This window comes from Actinoalloteichus sp. AHMU CJ021, from assembly GCF_002895405.1.
GTDB lineage: Bacteria > Actinomycetota > Actinomycetes > Mycobacteriales > Pseudonocardiaceae > Actinoalloteichus_B > Actinoalloteichus_B caeruleus.
In genome coordinates, this window is sequence record NZ_CP025990.1 from 5,859,576 (window position 1) to 5,874,810 (window position 15,235).

16 protein-coding genes are annotated in these 15,235 nt (G+C 73.0%); 8 read left to right on the top strand and 8 right to left on the bottom strand.

What is annotated here, in order from left to right; genetic code table 11:
• Positions 1-187 precede the first annotated feature (187 nt).
• Positions 188-1,825: an ABC-F family ATP-binding cassette domain-containing protein gene (locus tag C1701_RS24620; RefSeq protein ID WP_103056714.1), complete on the top strand. Its 1,638-nt coding sequence runs from the start codon at positions 188-190 to the stop codon at positions 1,823-1,825.
• 391 nt (positions 1,826-2,216) lie between these two features.
• On the opposite strand, the gene C1701_RS27860 is transcribed toward C1701_RS24620, so the two are convergent.
• On the bottom strand, positions 2,217-2,390 hold the full coding sequence (locus C1701_RS27860; RefSeq protein WP_169731683.1) for a hypothetical protein: 174 nt from the start codon (positions 2,388-2,390) through the stop codon (positions 2,217-2,219).
• Between the two features lie 251 nt (positions 2,391-2,641).
• Complete coding sequence (locus C1701_RS24625) at positions 2,642-2,959, bottom strand: STAS domain-containing protein (RefSeq protein WP_245588730.1); 318 nt, start codon at positions 2,957-2,959, stop codon at positions 2,642-2,644.
• Positions 2,960-3,331: 372 nt separating this feature from the next.
• On the opposite strand from C1701_RS24625, the gene C1701_RS24630 reads away from it, so the two are divergent.
• Positions 3,332-4,117: a GAF and ANTAR domain-containing protein gene (locus C1701_RS24630; protein ID WP_103056715.1), complete on the top strand. Its 786-nt coding sequence runs from the start codon at positions 3,332-3,334 to the stop codon at positions 4,115-4,117.
• A gap of 69 nt (positions 4,118-4,186) precedes the next feature.
• Here C1701_RS24630 and C1701_RS24635 read toward each other — a convergent pair whose 3' ends face one another.
• The gene (locus C1701_RS24635) at positions 4,187-5,089 is read right to left on the bottom strand and encodes a DMT family transporter (protein WP_035291711.1); all 903 of its coding nucleotides are present in this window, start codon (positions 5,087-5,089) and stop codon (positions 4,187-4,189) included.
• A 137-nt stretch (positions 5,090-5,226) separates the two neighbouring features.
• Between C1701_RS24635 and C1701_RS24640 the strand changes: the two genes are divergently transcribed.
• Positions 5,227-6,141: a LysR family transcriptional regulator gene (locus C1701_RS24640; protein WP_026418038.1), complete on the top strand. Its 915-nt coding sequence runs from the start codon at positions 5,227-5,229 to the stop codon at positions 6,139-6,141.
• 116 nt (positions 6,142-6,257) lie between these two features.
• Here C1701_RS24640 and C1701_RS27865 read toward each other — a convergent pair whose 3' ends face one another.
• From C1701_RS27865 to C1701_RS24650, 3 genes are all read right to left on the bottom strand, one after another.
• Positions 6,258-6,554 (bottom strand): alpha/beta hydrolase-fold protein, encoded by a 297-nt coding sequence (locus C1701_RS27865; RefSeq protein ID WP_337661939.1) that lies wholly within the window; start codon positions 6,552-6,554, stop codon positions 6,258-6,260.
• Entirely contained in the window at positions 6,445-7,197 is a 753-nt protein-coding gene (locus C1701_RS24645) for an alpha/beta hydrolase (protein ID WP_337661940.1), read from the bottom strand. The genes C1701_RS27865 and C1701_RS24645 overlap by 110 nt, the downstream gene beginning before the upstream one ends.
• A gap of 304 nt (positions 7,198-7,501) precedes the next feature.
• Positions 7,502-8,425: a helix-turn-helix domain-containing protein gene (locus C1701_RS24650; protein ID WP_051313765.1), complete on the bottom strand. Its 924-nt coding sequence runs from the start codon at positions 8,423-8,425 to the stop codon at positions 7,502-7,504.
• Positions 8,426-8,591: 166 nt separating this feature from the next.
• Between C1701_RS24650 and C1701_RS24655 the strand changes: the two genes are divergently transcribed.
• Positions 8,592-9,368, top strand: coding sequence for an NAD(P)H-dependent oxidoreductase (locus tag C1701_RS24655; protein WP_103056716.1), 777 nt, complete (start codon positions 8,592-8,594; stop codon positions 9,366-9,368).
• A 337-nt stretch (positions 9,369-9,705) separates the two neighbouring features.
• On the opposite strand, the gene C1701_RS24660 is transcribed toward C1701_RS24655, so the two are convergent.
• The gene (locus C1701_RS24660) at positions 9,706-10,284 is read right to left on the bottom strand and encodes a sugar O-acetyltransferase (RefSeq protein ID WP_026418034.1); all 579 of its coding nucleotides are present in this window, start codon (positions 10,282-10,284) and stop codon (positions 9,706-9,708) included.
• Between the two features lie 221 nt (positions 10,285-10,505).
• On the opposite strand from C1701_RS24660, the gene C1701_RS24665 reads away from it, so the two are divergent.
• From C1701_RS24665 to C1701_RS24680, 4 genes are all read left to right on the top strand, one after another.
• Positions 10,506-10,664 (top strand): hypothetical protein, encoded by a 159-nt coding sequence (locus C1701_RS24665; protein ID WP_417853764.1) that lies wholly within the window; start codon positions 10,506-10,508, stop codon positions 10,662-10,664.
• A 439-nt stretch (positions 10,665-11,103) separates the two neighbouring features.
• The gene (locus tag C1701_RS24670; protein WP_103056717.1) at positions 11,104-12,183 is read left to right on the top strand and encodes a tyrosine-type recombinase/integrase; all 1,080 of its coding nucleotides are present in this window, start codon (positions 11,104-11,106) and stop codon (positions 12,181-12,183) included.
• A gap of 146 nt (positions 12,184-12,329) precedes the next feature.
• The gene (locus C1701_RS24675) at positions 12,330-13,532 is read left to right on the top strand and encodes an ATP synthase F0 subunit B (RefSeq protein WP_337661941.1); all 1,203 of its coding nucleotides are present in this window, start codon (positions 12,330-12,332) and stop codon (positions 13,530-13,532) included.
• A gap of 157 nt (positions 13,533-13,689) precedes the next feature.
• Positions 13,690-14,319, top strand: coding sequence for a YigZ family protein (locus tag C1701_RS24680; RefSeq protein ID WP_051313685.1), 630 nt, complete (start codon positions 13,690-13,692; stop codon positions 14,317-14,319).
• A 66-nt stretch (positions 14,320-14,385) separates the two neighbouring features.
• Here C1701_RS24680 and C1701_RS24685 read toward each other — a convergent pair whose 3' ends face one another.
• On the bottom strand, positions 14,386-15,213 hold the full coding sequence (locus C1701_RS24685; RefSeq protein ID WP_026418031.1) for a M55 family metallopeptidase: 828 nt from the start codon (positions 15,211-15,213) through the stop codon (positions 14,386-14,388).
• Positions 15,214-15,235: the final 22 nt, after the last annotated feature.

The following is a 15,235-nucleotide window of genomic DNA, read 5'->3' on the forward strand; positions in this document are numbered from 1 at the left end:
GGAGCAGTGTTCCCAGCAGGGGGAGACCGAACGTGGTGAGTGACGACGACATCTCCGGGTGAGCCCGGATGTGCCCTGGCCGCCGGCATCAGCGTGTGACGCCGCCGGGGCCGCCGTCGTCCCTTCCTCCTCCCGTTCCCGTCCCGCGCGTGCGGGGCCGGACGGTCCGAGCACCGCGAGGTATCCCATGTCCGATGCCGCCATCACCTGTTCCGACCTGTCCTTCGCCTGGCCCGACGGCACCACGGTCCTCCAGGGCCTGTCCTGCGCCCTCGGGGCCGGCCGCACCGGCCTGGTCGCACCCAACGGCGCCGGCAAGAGCACCCTCCTCCGCCTGATCGCCGGCGAGCAGCAGCCCACCGGGGGAAGCGTCACCACACGCGGCGTCGTCGGGTACCTCCCGCAGACGCTCCCGCTGTCCAGCGACCTGAGCGTCGCCGAGGTGCTGGGAGTGGCGCCACGGCTGGCCGCGCTCGCCGCGATCGAGGCCGGCGACACCCGCGAGGAGCTGTTCGACACCATCGGCGACGACTGGGACGTCCAGGACCGCACCCGCACCGAGCTGGACCGGCTCGGACTCCACGACGTCCGTCCCGAACACCGGCTGGGCACGCTCAGCGGGGGGCAGATCGTCTCCCTCGGCCTGGCGGCCCGGCTGCTGGCCCGCCCCGACGTCCTGCTGCTCGACGAACCCACCAACAACCTCGACCTGGCCGCCCGCCGCCGGCTGTCCGAGGTGCTCGCATCCTGGCAGGGATGCCTGGTCGTCGTCAGCCACGACCGGACGCTGCTGGACCAGATGGACCGCATCGCCGAACTGGACCGGGGTCGGCTCCGCTTCCACGGAGGGAACTTCACCTCCTACGAACAGGCTGTCCGCGCCGAACGGGAGACCGCCGAACGCGCCGTCCGCAGCGCCGAGCAGGAGGTCCGCCGGGAGAAGCGGGAGATGCAACAGGCCAGGGAGCGGGCCGAGCGGCGGGCCAGTACCGCGGCACGCAACCTGGGCAACGCGGGCCTGCCGAGGATCGTCGCGGGCGGGTTGAAGCGCGGCGCGCAGGAGTCGGCGGGCCGTGCCAGGGAGACCCACGCCGCCAGGGTGGCCGAGGCGAGGACGCGGTTGGAGGAGGCTGAACGCGCCGTCCGGGACGACCAGCGGATCTCCCTCGACCTGCCCGCGACGCACCTGCCCGCCGGGCGGACGGTGTTCCTCGGGCAGGGGCTCCGGGTGCGGCGTGGTGACCGTGACCTCTTCGGTGGCGACGGGGTCGACCTGGCCATCCGAGGCCCCGAACGGATCGCGCTGACCGGTGCCAACGCCTCGGGGAAGTCCACCCTGCTCCGTCTCGTCTCCGGCGAGTGGCGGCCGGACGAGGGGACGACCCGTCGGGTGGAGGGGCGGATCGCCGCGCTGTCGCAACGACTGGACCTGCTCGATCCCGACCGGACGGTGGCGGAGAACCTCGCCGCCTTCGCACCCGAGCTGCCGCCGTCGCGGCGGATGCACCTGCTCGCCCGGTTCCTGTTCCGGGACGGACGCGCCCAGCTACCGGTGGGCGCGCTCTCCGGTGGGGAGCGGCTCCGCGCCACGTTGGCCTGCGTCCTGTTCGCCGAGCCCGCTCCCCAGTTGCTGCTGCTCGACGAACCCACCAACAACCTGGACCTGGTCAGCGTCGGCCAGTTGGAGAGCGCGCTGAACGCCTACCAGAATGCGTTCGTCGTGGTCAGCCACGACGAACGGTTCCTCTCGGCGATCGGGGTCCAGCGTTGGCTGCGGTTGTCCGAGGGACGGCTGGTGGATGGACCCGGGCCCGAGGCGGAGTGAGGACGGTCGGGTCGAACGACGCGGCGGACCAGGCCTGGTGCGCCCGTCGAGGCCGGGCGCGCTTCGGAACCAGTGGTGGTCAGCACATCGCGCAGGCGGGTTGAACCGGGGATGCGCGGTGTACCCACGGCCAGCGTGCCTGGTGCCCCACCTGGTCCGGGCCCCCGGTCGCGGGTCAAGAACGCCGGGCGCGGCGGAGACGGCGGTGGGGCCGCGATACCCGGGCGGCAGGGTGCCGAGTACCGGCCCCCTGCCGGCGAGGTGACCTCGGTGCGGCCGGGTGGGTGACGGCCCGGCGTTGGGCACGGGGTCTCGTGCGACCAGGGCGGGGTCCCGAGCACCGGTACGAGCTTTCCTCACGACCCTTCGACCCGGAGTGGGAGGGGGAGACCTAGGCTTCGTCCTCCTCGACGGTGACGTACCCGCCGCCGTCGACGCTGAGCTGCCGGTGCGCGCGATTGAGGGCGTCCTGCCTGCTCCCACCGACGCGAGCGGTCTGCTGTCCTTCGGCGTTGGTGATCTGCCAGCCGCTGACCAGGTCCGGGGCGATGTGGCGTGTGTGCACTGCGAAAGTCCTTCCGGCTCGTTCGTCATGCCGCCGCGTCGCCCCGGAGGGGCGCGCGGGGTGTTGTCTCCCCCAGGGCCCCGCGTCATCGGAGCGGTTCATCCGGGGTCGACCGAGGGATGGGATGGGTCGGGAGGTTGGCGTGTGACGCGGGCACGGCGACCTCCCGGGGTAGCGGCCCCGTTCCCCCGGGGCCGCGTTGTCGGCCGCGCTCAAGGCCTGCCACCCGGCCCGAAGTGGTGGGTGTGGCGTCAGGGCATGGCGCGGGCGGCCTCCACACTGCCGAAGCAGGGCACGGTGTGGTGCAGGCCGGCGGCCGTCAGTGCCCGGTTCACGGCAGGGGTGCCGTCGACCAGGCACAGCGTGGTGCCCCGGTGCGTGGCGTAGCGGTGCGCGCACACCAGCAGTCGCAGAGCGTCCACACCCAGGAAACTGACCTTCCTGAGGTCGACGACGAGCCGGCTCGGCGTGGCGAGCAACCGCTGCCACATCAGATCCGCCAATCGCGGAGTCACAGCCGAGTCGAGGTCGCCGGAGACGGTGAGTACCGCGACTGCCTGATCGGTCACGTCCAGATGCGGTCGCGGCGCGGCGGAGGTCGACCGCGGCCGGTCAGGGTTGCCGCCGGGCGAAGGGGGATGGACGTCGTCGCGCTGGTGCGGGCGTAGCGGCATCGTCGGTCTCCTGTTCAACGTGGAGGAGGAGCCGTCCACCGTGCTCACCTACGGGTGGGCGCGGTGGCCGAGGAGATACACCGTGACGGCATCACCGACGGGTTCGAAACGGCGGGAACATATGCAGTCGCGGGCCTCTCGGGCTCTGCCAGCTGCTGCTCAACCAGCCACCATTGACCGTACGGCACTCGCGGACCCATGTCGAGGATTCGACCGGGTCGATCGGGGCCACAGGTGCCGGCACCGTCCCGGAGGAAGGAGTGCGCGATGAGTACCGAGCGTGAGGAGGAGCTGGCGGTCGCGCTGGCGCACATGGCGCGGAGCCTGCTGGCGGAGAACACCGTGCAGGACACACTGAACCGCGTCGTCGAACACGCGGTGGACCTGGTGGACGGCTGCGAACACGCCGGGATCCTCACCCTGCGTGTGGGCCACGGCGAGGACCGGCCACGGCAGGTGCGGACGCTGGCCGCCACCGATGACCTGGTCCGGCGGTCCGACCGGATCCAGGCCGAGCTGGACGAAGGCCCCTGTCTGGACGCGGCGAAGCACCGCGAGCAGGTCTACCGCATCGCGGATATGACCAGTGAGCAGCAGCGGTGGCCGCGCTACGCCCCTTGGGCCCAGGAGCTGGGTGTGGGCAGCATGATGGGCTTCCTGCTGTACACCGACGACGACGAACTCGGCTCGCTGGACCTCTACTCCCCCCGGCCGAACATGTTCACCGAGCGCTCCGAGTTGGTGGGCTGGATTCTGGCCTCCCACGCTGCCGTCGCCTTCTCCTCCGCCCGGCTGGGGGCACAACTGCACTCGGCCATCGGTACCCGTCAGCACATCGGTGAAGCGCTCGGCATCGTCATGGAACGCTACAAGATGACCGAGGACCAGGCGTTCGCCTTGATCAGGACACAGTCCCAACATCGCAACGTCAAGATTCGCGACCTCGCCGAGCGGATCGCCGCGACCGGGGAGATTCCCGGGGCGACCGAGACCTCCCCCTCTCCCACCCCACCCAGGGCCCGGCGGACGCGCGCGGGTGATGAGACCGGATGACCGTGGGGGCGAGCCCGCCGCCCACGGCTCGGGGTGACCGCGCCACGCGGCCCCAGCGGCCGGCCAGGATCACGACGACCCGCTCGACCCCGCGCGCGACCTCGTGGCGTGCGCCCGCGGCGGCGCGTGCCGCCGGGTCAGGGCCACCCCCACCAGCACGACCACCATCCCGAGCACGACGCGGACGTCCACCACCTCGGAGAGCACCACCGCCCCCAGGGACACCGAGACCACCGGGAGGAGGTACCCGACACTGGCCGTGGTCGTGGCGCCGACGTCCCCGATGAGCCGGAAGTTCAGGTAGAAGGTGAGCCCCGTGCTCAGCACGCCCAGTGCCACCACCGCGGCCCAGCCCGTCGCGGTCACCGACGGCGGGGACGCGGGCAGGCCGTCCACCAGCAGCAGGGGGATGCTCAGCCCGGTGGCCGCGAGGAGCTGCGCCGCCGAGAGGGCCAGCGGGCCCGAGCCGGTGCCGGTGAGGTGGCGGGCCATGTAGGTGAAGGCGACCGCGTAGCTGATCGCCGCGCCGAGCAGGGCGATCGCGCCGAGGCCGATGTCCACCGGTTGCCGCCACGGGGCGAGCAGCACCACCGTTCCCGCGAAACCGACGAGCAGGCCCGTCAGCCGCAGGGGGTGGGGGCGGCGTTCCATCCCCAGGACCAGTCCGAGCAGCAGGGACCACAACGGGGTCGTGGCGTTCACCACCCCGGCCGTCCCCGAATCCACGGTCCGCTGGCCCACGGCGATCAGCAGGAAGGGCACCGCGTTGCACCACAACGCCGCGACCGTGACCCGACCCCAGGTGGCCAGGTCGCGGGGCAGCCGTTGCCGGGCCAGCCCGGCCAGGAGCAGGAGCACCACCGCGCCCAACGCGCTGCGCAGCGTGGCGATCAAGGGTGGGGTCATGCCGCCCGCCAACGCCAGGTCGACCCAGAGGAACGCGGAACCCCACAGCAGGGCGAGCACGACCATCCGCCCCGCCACGCCCCTGGTTTCGCCCAGCACCGCCGACCTCCTCGACTCGACCACGTCCTGTCCCGTTGAAGCCTGCCCCGCCACATACGTAAGGACAAGCGAAAGGTTCAACAGGAACGCGTAAGCTGAGCTACATGTTGGACGTTCGTCGCCTCCAGACGTTGCGTGCCGTGATCACCACCGGGTCGATCACCTCGGCCGCCACGAACCTGGGTTACACCCCCTCCGCCGTGAGCCAGCAGATCGGGACCCTGGAACGGGAAACGGGCTCCGCTCTGCTGGAACGCGTGGGCCGGGGAGTGCGCCCCACCGCCGCCGGCCGGCTCCTCGCCGAGCACGCGGCGACGATCGGGAAGGGGATCTCCGAAGCCGAGGCCGCGTTGGCCGACCTCCGCGCCGGCCGCACCGGCAGCCTGACGATCCCCTACGTCGCCACGGCCGGGGCGAACCTGGTGGCACCAGCACTGGCGCGACTGCGGTCCACCCACCCCGGGATCGGCGTCACGCTCCGGACCAGTGCGGACCCCGTGCCCGAAGTGCTGCGGGGCGAGGCCGACCTCGGGGTGGCCGTCCGGTCCGCCGGGTGGAGCGGCACCCCACCCCACCTGGTGCCGCTGGCCGACGACCCCTACCGGCTCGTGCTCCCACCCGGCCACCGACTGGCCACCCGGGACGCGGTGCCCCTCTCCGAACTCGCCCACGAACCCTGGGTGGGCGCCGAACCGCCCGGCCCGTGCCGGGACGTCGTGCTCACCGCCTGCGCCGCGGCCGGGTTCACGCCGTCCCCGGTGGTGGACGGTGTGGACTACGCCACCGCCCAGGGTTTCGTCGCCGCGGGGCTCGGCGTGGCGCTGGTACCCGCCCTCGCCCTGCACGGCCCCCACCCCGGCGTGGTCGTCCGCGCGGTGCGCCACCCCGAGCCCGTGCGTCCCATCATCGCGGTGACCCGGCACGCCTCCGGGGAGCAACCGGCGGTGGAGGCGGCGCTCGCCGCGTTCCACGCCGCCGCCCGGGCCAGCCAGGTCACCCCGGAGGCACGAGGCACGTGACCGGGGACCGACCACGGCGAGGAAACCCGACGGCGCGCCCCACCCCGGATCCCACCCCGGGGCCGGAGCGCCACCTCCGACCGGCGCCCGCGACGGCCAGGGCGGGACACGCGCGGTCAGGCCCGGCGCAGCCGCGCCAGGATGCCCTCGAGGTCACGGGTGAACATGTCATGGCGGAAGAAGTGCCCACCCGGCGCCTCATGCGCCTCGTGCGGGATACCAGCACCATCCAACACGGCGCGGAACTCCCGTTGCCCGGCGAGCACCTGACCCTCGTTGACGGTGTCGAACCAGTTCACCGGGTCAGGGCTGCTCCCCGCCACCAGGAAAACCCGCTTGCCCCGGTAGCTCTCCACGCGTTCGACCGGGTTGTCCGCGCTGACCCGTGCCTCGTCCCACGGCACGCCGTACACGGTCCCGCCGGCCAGGTCCAACGCACCCGAGGACAGGTTGGCCCAGTGCACCACCAGCCCGGCTATCCCGACGCAGGCTCGCCGGACCGGAGTGGGAGCTCACCGACGCGAAGTGCCCGAAGTACTTCGCCGCGTACTTCAGGGCCCCGAACCCGCCCATCGAGAACCCGGCGACCCCACGCCCGTCGTACTCGGCGTAGGTGCGGAAGTGCGCGTCGATCCAGGGGAGGAGCTGGTGGATGTGGAAGTCCTCCCAGTTCCGAGGACCGGTGAGCGAACTGACCGGATTGGAGTACCACCCGGCGTGCCCGCCGTCGGGCATCACGACGATGATCGGCTTGCCCCGGGTCAGCTCCCGGATCCCCTCCCGGTCGAAGCTGATGAAGTCCTGGTCCAGGCCGCCACCGTGCAGCAGGTAGAGCACGGGGTAGGTGCGACCGCTGGTGTGGTAGTCCTCGGGCAACAGGACGTTGACCGCCGGGTTCCACCCGATCGCGTCGGTGGCGAACCGGTAGTACCACATGCGGGGGTCGTCCTCGCCGCGTTCCACGACGGTCAGCCCGTGACGCGCCACGGGTGACGCGGCGGCCGAGGCCACCGTGCCCCCCGCGCCAAGGGCCACCGCCGCGGTGACACCACCCACGGCTTTGAACAGAGTCCTGCGAGTGGGGCGAAAATCGCGCACGTGACCTCCTCGTGGAGAAGTGACCGATCCTGCGCTGGTGACAGGAGCGATTCACAGCGTGTCATCCGCCCGGTGCGTCCCGAGGGGTTTCGGGGAAAACACCCTGTGCTCACCCGAGCACCGATCGCGACGACGCGCCCGATCACGTGGCCGTGGGAGGGGTGGGAACACGCGCTCGCCGTGCGAGACGAACTGTCGGCACCGGCCCTCACCCGCATGGAGCGGCAGGCACCGAACGCGCCCCGCCCGGGACCACACCCCCTCAACTCCCCCGGAAGGTGCGGCGGTAGGCGTCGGGCGAGACGCCCACCACCGCCCGCAGGTGGTGGCGCAGCGCCGGCGCCGTTCCCAGCCCCACCGCCCTGGCCACCGCCTCCACCGGAAGGTCGGTGCGTTCCAACAGTTCACGGGCGCGTTCGACGCGCTGCCGCGTCAGCCACCGCGACGGTGAGGTCCCCACCTCCAGTCGGAACCTGCGGGTGAACGTCCGCACACTCATCGACACCCGCGCCGCGAGATCGGACAGGGCCAGGGGATCAGCGAGGTGGTCCAGCGCCCACTCCCGCGCCGGCCCGGTCCCACCCGCCGCCGGCCGGGTGACGGGGTTGGGCACGAACTGCGCCTGGCCTCCTTCCCGGTGCGGCGGCACCACGGTGGCCCTGGCGACCTCGTTGGCGACCGACGCCCCGTGGTCGGAGCGGATCATGTGCAGGCACAGGTCGATGCCGGCGGCCTCGCCGGCGGCGGTCAGCACGTCGCCGTTGTCGGTGTAGAGCACGTTCTCGTCCACCCGCACCCCCGGGTACACGCGCCGCAGGTGCGCCGCCGACTTCCAGTGGGTGGTGGCGACCCTGCCCTCGAGCAGTCCGACGGCGGCGAGCAGGAACGCCCCGGTGCAGACCGAGGCGATGCGCGTCCCAGGACGGGCCCGCGACAGCACCGGACCGTAGGCCGCGGCCAGCGCGGCCGGCTCCAGCCGCTCATCCTCCTCGTGGGAGGCGGGAACGATCAGCGTGTCGCAACGGGCCACCGCCTCGGGGCCGTGCTCGACCCGCACCTCGAAATCCGCGTCGCTGCGCAGGAACCCCGGAACGGCCGCGCAGGTCACCACCTCGTACAACGGGTCTCCGGTGGGGGAGCGGGCCTGCCGGAACAGCTGGTGCACGGCACCCAACTCGAGGGGCATCACGCCGTGGCGGACGAACACCGCGACGCGGATCGGTTCCGACGCGGCGGCAGTGGTGACGATGGCCCGAATCCTTCCCACTCTGGCCGGTGGACCGCTTGTCCCACCCTCGGCCGCCGACCATTCTCGCTGGCGGATGGACGCACGTCGAGACAGGAGATGACCGATGAAGGTGTTGTGGGTCTTCGCTCACCCCGAACCCGCCTCGCTCAGCGCCGCCCTGCGGGACGAGGGCCTCGCGGCGCTCACCGAGGACGGGCACGACCACCGCGTGTCCGACCTCTACGCGATGGGGTGGAAGGCCGTGGTGGACCGGGAGGACTTCCCCGGGGAGGCCCCGACGGACCGGTTGGTGATCACCCAGGCCTCCCGGCGGGGCTACCAGGGCGGCACGTTGAGCGAGGACATCCTGGCGGAGCAGGAGAAACTCGACTGGGCGGACGCGGTCGTGTTCCAGTTCCCGCTCTGGTGGTACGGCATGCCCGCCATCCTCAAGGGCTGGTTCGACCGGGTGTTCGTCAAGGGCTACGCCTACGGCGTCCGGGAGAACGGTTCCTCGGGGCGCACCCTGCGCTACGGGCAGGGACGGTTGTCGGGCAAGCGGGCACTGACGGTGGTGACGGTCGGCGGACCGGAACCCACCTTCGGACCCCGGGGCATCAACGGTCAACTCGACCACGTGTTGTTCCCGCTGCTGCACGGAACCCTCTGGTACACGGGGATGTCGGCGCTGCCGCCGGTGGCGGTCCACGGCGCGGACCGCCTCTCCGAGGAGGACTACGGGGTGGCGGCGCGGCGGGTGCGGGCAGCGGTGTCGACCCTCGCCGACACCGACCCGATCGCCTACCGCACCCAGAACGGGGGCGACTACGACGACCGCCTGGTCCTGCGCCCCCACCTCGCGGCGGGCCGGTCGGGCCTGTCGGTGCACGTCGCGGACTGAGCGGGATGGACGCGCCGGCCGGGGGCCGCCCGACGGGTGCGGGCAGTCCGGAGGCCCGTGGTGCGCCGGAGCTCGGCCACGTCCGTGGACGGGCCCGACCCGATGGACCGCGCCACCCCGGATGCCGACCGCCATGGCCGTCCTCGACCAGTGGGCATGACTCCGGACCCGCCGGCCCTCCGTCCCCGCTGGCACGCTGCCGGCACACCGCCCACGATCGGCGGCGGCCCCGCCTGCCCGCGGCGGACCGGGCAGACATGTGCCGGGGGCCCCGACCCCGCCGGGGCGCGCCGAGGAACCCGACGACCCTGGCGGAGACCCGACCGGCGATCGACGATCAGCCCGACGGGGTCGCCCCGGGCTCCAGGGACCGGATCACCCGGGCGGGGTTGCCCACCGCCACCACGTTCGCCGGCAGATCCCTGGTCACCACCGCGCCCGCGCCGACCACCGTGTTCTCCCCGATCGTCACCCCCGGGCAGACGATCACCCCGCCCCCGAGCCACACGTTGTCCCCGATCGTGATCGGTTCCGCCGACTCCCACCGCGCGCGCCGCCGCACCGGGTCCAGCGGGTGCGTCGGGGTCAACAGCTGCACGTTGGGGCCGATCTGCGTGTCGGATCCGATCGAGATGCGCGCGACGTCGAGCAGGACGACACCGAAGTTGATGAAGGTCCCCGCGCCGATCGTCACCTGGTACCCGTAGTCCAGGCCCAACGGAGGTCGGATCTCCACCCCGTCCCCGACCGCGCCGAGCAGCTCCTCCAGGATCGTCCGGCGCAGGGCGTCCTCGCCGGGGTGCGCGGTGTTGTACCGGTGGGACAGGTTCGCGGCCCGGCGGCGGTCGGCGTCGAGCTCGACGTCGTCAGCGAGGTAGGGCTCCCCGGCGAGCATGCGTTCCTTCTGGCTCGGCAACGCGGTGGTCCTTCCTTCTCCCGTGGACCCGGGGGCCCCGGGCACGCCACCCGATGATCTCGCGGTCCTCGGCGGCTGTCGACGGTGTCATCCCGCTGCCGCCGCACGCCGGCGGGGGAGACGGCCGCTCGGGCGACCCGAACAGCATCCGCTCCACCGACTCCCGGTGGTCTCCGGCGGGAATCGCGCCTGAGTGAGAACGCCCGCCGACCCCCGTCATCGTGAACGCCTGCTGTCCCGGCTACTCGGGGACCGACTTCACCGGTGTCAACGCGCCCCGGACCCCCGAGCAGGGCGCCGCGATCCCTCTCCGGCTCGCCCCCCTCCCCGACGACGGACCCCGGGGTGGTGTCGTCGACGACGACGGCGTCCCCTGGTGATCCGGACGGCGGGGCCGGGACAGGCGACGGGGAGATACCCTCACCCGGCCCGGAGTCGAGGTGCCACCACGACAGGCCCCGCCGAATCCGCGCTCCTGACCCGAGCCGGCGCGGGCGCGCCCGGTCGGCGACGCGGGCAGCCCGCCCGTGCTGCCGATCGGCTCCCGTGGGACCGACGTCAGACCCCGCGCCGCCATCCCGGACACCCCTGTCCCGCCCCCGGACCCCGCCGCACCGTCCCCACCGCGCGGCTTCGTATCCGCAGCCGCGCCCAGCGATGGGGCCCGGCGGCGGGGGAGCTGCCTCGCCACCGCCCGAACACCGCCCGGCGACGGTCCGGAACGGGCCATCCGACACCCCGCCCCGGACCGGCACACGCGGCCCCCGCGCTCCGCCGAACTGCCAGAATGATCAGGGGAGAGGAAGGGACGGTCCCGGCATGCGACTGGCACACCACGAACCCGGCACCCCGAGGACGACCACGATCGCCGGCGGGACGGCGCAGGTCGTCACCAGCTCCGGGCTCGGCGGTGACTCGACGTTGATCCTCACCGCCACCGCGCGCACCGGGCACAGCGTCGCCGCGCTCGTCTCCGCCTGGCTCGGTTCCTTCACCGAATCCCACGACACCCGCGCCGCCTACGGCCGGGACCTGCGGGAGTACCTGTCCTGGTGCGCGGCCCGGAGCCTCGACCCCCTCACCACGCGCCTGCCCGAAGTGCAGATGTACGCCACCGAACTCGCCGCCGCGCTCAACCCCCGCACCGGCCGCCCCTTCGCCGCCTCCACCCGCGCCAGGAAACTGGCCGCGGTCTCCAGCTGGTACACCTTCCTCGTCCGCGCCGGGGCGATCGACGCCAACCCCGCCCGGGACGCCGCCCGCCCCCGGTACGACCGCCGCCACTCGCCGACCTCCACCGTCACCGAACGGCAGGCCGCCGAGATGATCAACGTCAGCCGCCGCCACACCCACCGCACCCTCGGCACCCAGGGCGCCGCACTGGCGATGGTGCTGCTCATCGACCTGGGCATCCGCGTGTCCGAACTGTGCAACGCCAACCTGGGGGACCTGGGGCACCGCGACGGGCTGCGCACCCTGAGCATCCGCATGAAGGGCGGCAAGATCCGCACCCGACCGATCCCCGCCCAGCTGACGCCCCTGCTCGACTCCTACCTGGCCACTCGCCGCACCGCCGGTGTCACCGCCCCGCTCCTGGCCACCGTCGAAGGCCAGCGCGTCAACCGCCACCAGATTTACCGGCTGGTGCAACGCCTGGCCGCCGAAGCAGGGGTCCCCATGCCCGACCGCATCACCCCGCACTCCATGCGCCACGCCTTCAACACCATCGCCCGGGAACGCGGAGCCGCCCTGGAGGACCGCCGTGACGCGCTCGGCCACTCCTCCGCCGCCGTGACCCAGCTCTACGACCACGTCGCCCTCTCGGTGACCCGCGACCCCGCTCACCTGGTCGCCGCCGCCACCGCCGCCCCCGAGCCCACACCGCCCACCCCCGGCTGATCCCCACCCCGCCCGTCGACGCCAGGCGCCTCGGCGCACCGGCCCCGGACGCACCGCTGCCGCCGGGCACCCGCGTCCCGGGCGGGCACCGCGACCGACCGGCGCACCTCCCGCCGCCCCCCAACCGGGAATGCCAAGATACTGCGGTGTCCGACGACGCCCCGCCTCCGCACTCCGACACCGCACCCGACGCGCCAGCCCCGGGGGAACACCAGCCACCCGAGCACCCCACGACGACCAGCAGCGCCCTGCCCCAGCCCACCGGCACCTGCAACTACCCCGACTGCGGACGTCCGGTGTTCCGGGCCCCCGGCCCCGGACGGCCCTCCGAGTACTGCGACCGCCCCGACCACACCCGGTGGCGGGCCTGGCGGGAACGGCAACGACGCCAGGAACCCACCCCCGCCAACGTCACCGTGACGAAACCCGCTGGACCGGTCACCGCCGCCACCGAGAGGGCAGCGGACCTGCTCGACGAGTTCCGCACCCTGTCCCACCAACTGTCCAAGGTCCTCGCCGGCGCCGTCAGCGAACTGTCCACCATCTCCGACCCCGCCGCCAGCCAGGAACAGATCCAGCAGATCCAGGCCGAAGGCGCCCGCCGGATCGCCGAGGCCGAGACGGCGCTCCTCGTCGCCCAACGACAGCGCCGCGACGCCGACGACGCCCGCCGCGCCGCCGAACAGGCCACCGAGGACGCCATCGCCGCCGCGGAAGCCGCCGAAACCGAACGCACCACCGCACTCGCCGAACGCGACACCGCGCTCCGCGCCGCCGAACGGGACACCCGCCTGGCCCAGGAACAGGCGGAAGTCGCCCGCACCGAAGCCGAGGTCGCGATCGCCGCCGCACGCCGCGAGGCCACCGACAGCATCGAACAAGCCCGCGACCAGGCCGTTCGCCTCACCGAGGCCGCCCGCCGGCAGGCGGCGCAGGACATCGACGCCATCCGCCGCGCCGCCGCCGAGGACATCAGCGCCGAACGGGAACTGCGGGAACAGGCCGCGGTCCGCGCCGAACGCGCCGACACCCTGACCCGACACGCCGAACGCCAGGTCGACGAACTGCGCGCCGAACTCTCCCGCGCCCGGGAGGAGACCACGCGGCTCCGCGAACACCACACCCAGGAGATCGACCAGCTCAACCAGCTCCTGGCCGAGCGGCAACGGGCCGCCACCGACGCCGCCAACCAGGCCCGTGACCTCGCCGCCGAACGCCTCGCCGCCCTCGAAGCGATCCGCGACCAGGCCCTCACCCGCGCCGAACGCGCCGAACGCCACCTCGACCGGCTCCTCGCCGAGCGGGAACCCACTCACCCACCGCGCGCGGACACCCCCGCCCACGACTGATCACACCCCACCCGAGCAGCCCCCACCGGCGGCCCGCGACAACCCCGACACCGGCCGCACCGGACACGACCGGGTTAGAGTCACCACCGCCCACCCGACACGACCACCCACCCCGGCACCCGGACCGCCCCAGCGGCCAGAGGGAGGAAACGGCACCGTGCCCAACCCCGACCCCCTGCTGACCGTGGCCCACCCCCACGTGCACGAACTCGAGATCCGCCGCTCCCGGTTCCGTTGCCTGGTCGCCGAGGCCACCGACGAAACCACCGCCCGCGGCCTGGTCACCGACCAGCGCACCGCCCACCCCAAGGCCAACCACCACTGCGTCGCCTACGTCCTCGGGTCACACCGGGAGATCCAACGCTCCAGCGACGACGGAGAACCCGGCGGAACCGCCGGCGTCCCCATGCTCGACGTACTCCTGCGACGCGGCATGACCAACACCGTCGCGGTGGTGACCCGCTACTTCGGCGGCATCCGCCTGGGCGCCGGCGGCCTGGTCCGCGCCTACGGACAGGCGGTGTCCCAGACCCTCGACCTCGCCGGGACCGCCGTACTCCGCCCCTACCTGCGATGCCAGCTGCGCGCCGACTACGCCGACGCCGGCCTGCTCGAACACGAGATCCGCCAGACCAGCGGGGATCTGCGCACCGTCACCTACCAGGACCACGCCGAGTTCGAGGTGGACGTCCCGGAGACCGACCTGGATTCCTTCCGGCACTGGGCCAGCAGAACCGCCGGCGGCCGGGTCCACCTGCTGATCGGGCACCGCCACCACCGGCGGTGACCCACCTCGCCGACCCCGCCGGCATGGGGGAGCGGGCCCCGGACGGCACGCCACCAGGGCTCGCGCTCACCCGTAGATGCCCTGCACCGCCCCCGAGGCGATCGCCGTCACCACCTTGAAGCACTTCATCGCCTCGGTCATCGACTCGGCGGTGAACCCCACCCGCCGCACCGACACCTGCTCCACCGTCGGCACCACCGCCGCGGCCGCGGCCAGGTGCGCCGCGTCGAACTCGACCTCGACGCGATGCGCGGCCGGCGCCGGCTCACCCCGCCCCGCCCGGCCCATCCCGGCCTCCGCCGCGGCCCGCACGACCTCCGCCGCCCGCGCCGGCGGCAGGCAGATCGCCGCATACCGGCTCACGCACTCCTTCACCACCGCCACCTCAGCACCCGGCGCGTACTCGGCGGCGTCCTGGCAGGTCAGGTCGTCCCCGGTGACCGCGAGCACCGGAACCCCGTGCTCGGCGGCCAGCGCCGCGTTCAACCGGCCCTCACTGGCGAGCACCCCGTCCAACCAGACCCCGGTGATCGAGTTCTCCAGATAGGTGTGCGCCAACACCCCATCCACCCCGGCGGCCGCGTGGTAGCCGAGGAACACCACCCCGTCCACCCCGGAGTCCACGCCCTGCATCATCGACAGCGGCTTGTGCCGCCCCGTCAGCAACCGGGCCCGCACGTCCAACGACTCCAACAGCAGGTTCCGCTGCGAGGAATGCGCCTCGTTGACCAGCACGTCAACGGCGCCACCGGCGAACAGGCCCTCCACGCAGGCGTTCACGTCCCCGGTGAACATCGCCCGGAACCGCTGCCACTGCTCAGTGCCCGGAACCACGTCATCGGTCCACGTGACGCCGGTGGCACCTTCCATGTCGGCCGAGATCAGGATGCGCACCCGGCCACCCTAGTGATCACCC

Bases quoted from the DNA above. Each gene is read 5' to 3' on its own strand.
- C1701_RS24620 (WP_103056714.1), top strand. From the start codon at position 188: ATGTCCGATGCCGCCATCACCTGTTCCGACCTGTCCTTCGCCTGGCCC.
- C1701_RS24635 (WP_035291711.1), bottom strand. From the start codon at position 5,089: ATGGTCGTGCTCGCCCTGCTGTGGGGTTCCGCGTTCCTCTGGGTCGAC.
- C1701_RS24640 (WP_026418038.1), top strand. From the start codon at position 5,227: ATGTTGGACGTTCGTCGCCTCCAGACGTTGCGTGCCGTGATCACCACC.
- C1701_RS24655 (WP_103056716.1), top strand. From the start codon at position 8,592: ATGAAGGTGTTGTGGGTCTTCGCTCACCCCGAACCCGCCTCGCTCAGC.
- C1701_RS24670 (WP_103056717.1), top strand. From the start codon at position 11,104: ATGCGACTGGCACACCACGAACCCGGCACCCCGAGGACGACCACGATC.
- C1701_RS24650 (WP_051313765.1), bottom strand. From the start codon at position 8,425: ATGCCCCTCGAGTTGGGTGCCGTGCACCAGCTGTTCCGGCAGGCCCGC.
- C1701_RS24630 (WP_103056715.1), top strand. From the start codon at position 3,332: ATGAGTACCGAGCGTGAGGAGGAGCTGGCGGTCGCGCTGGCGCACATG.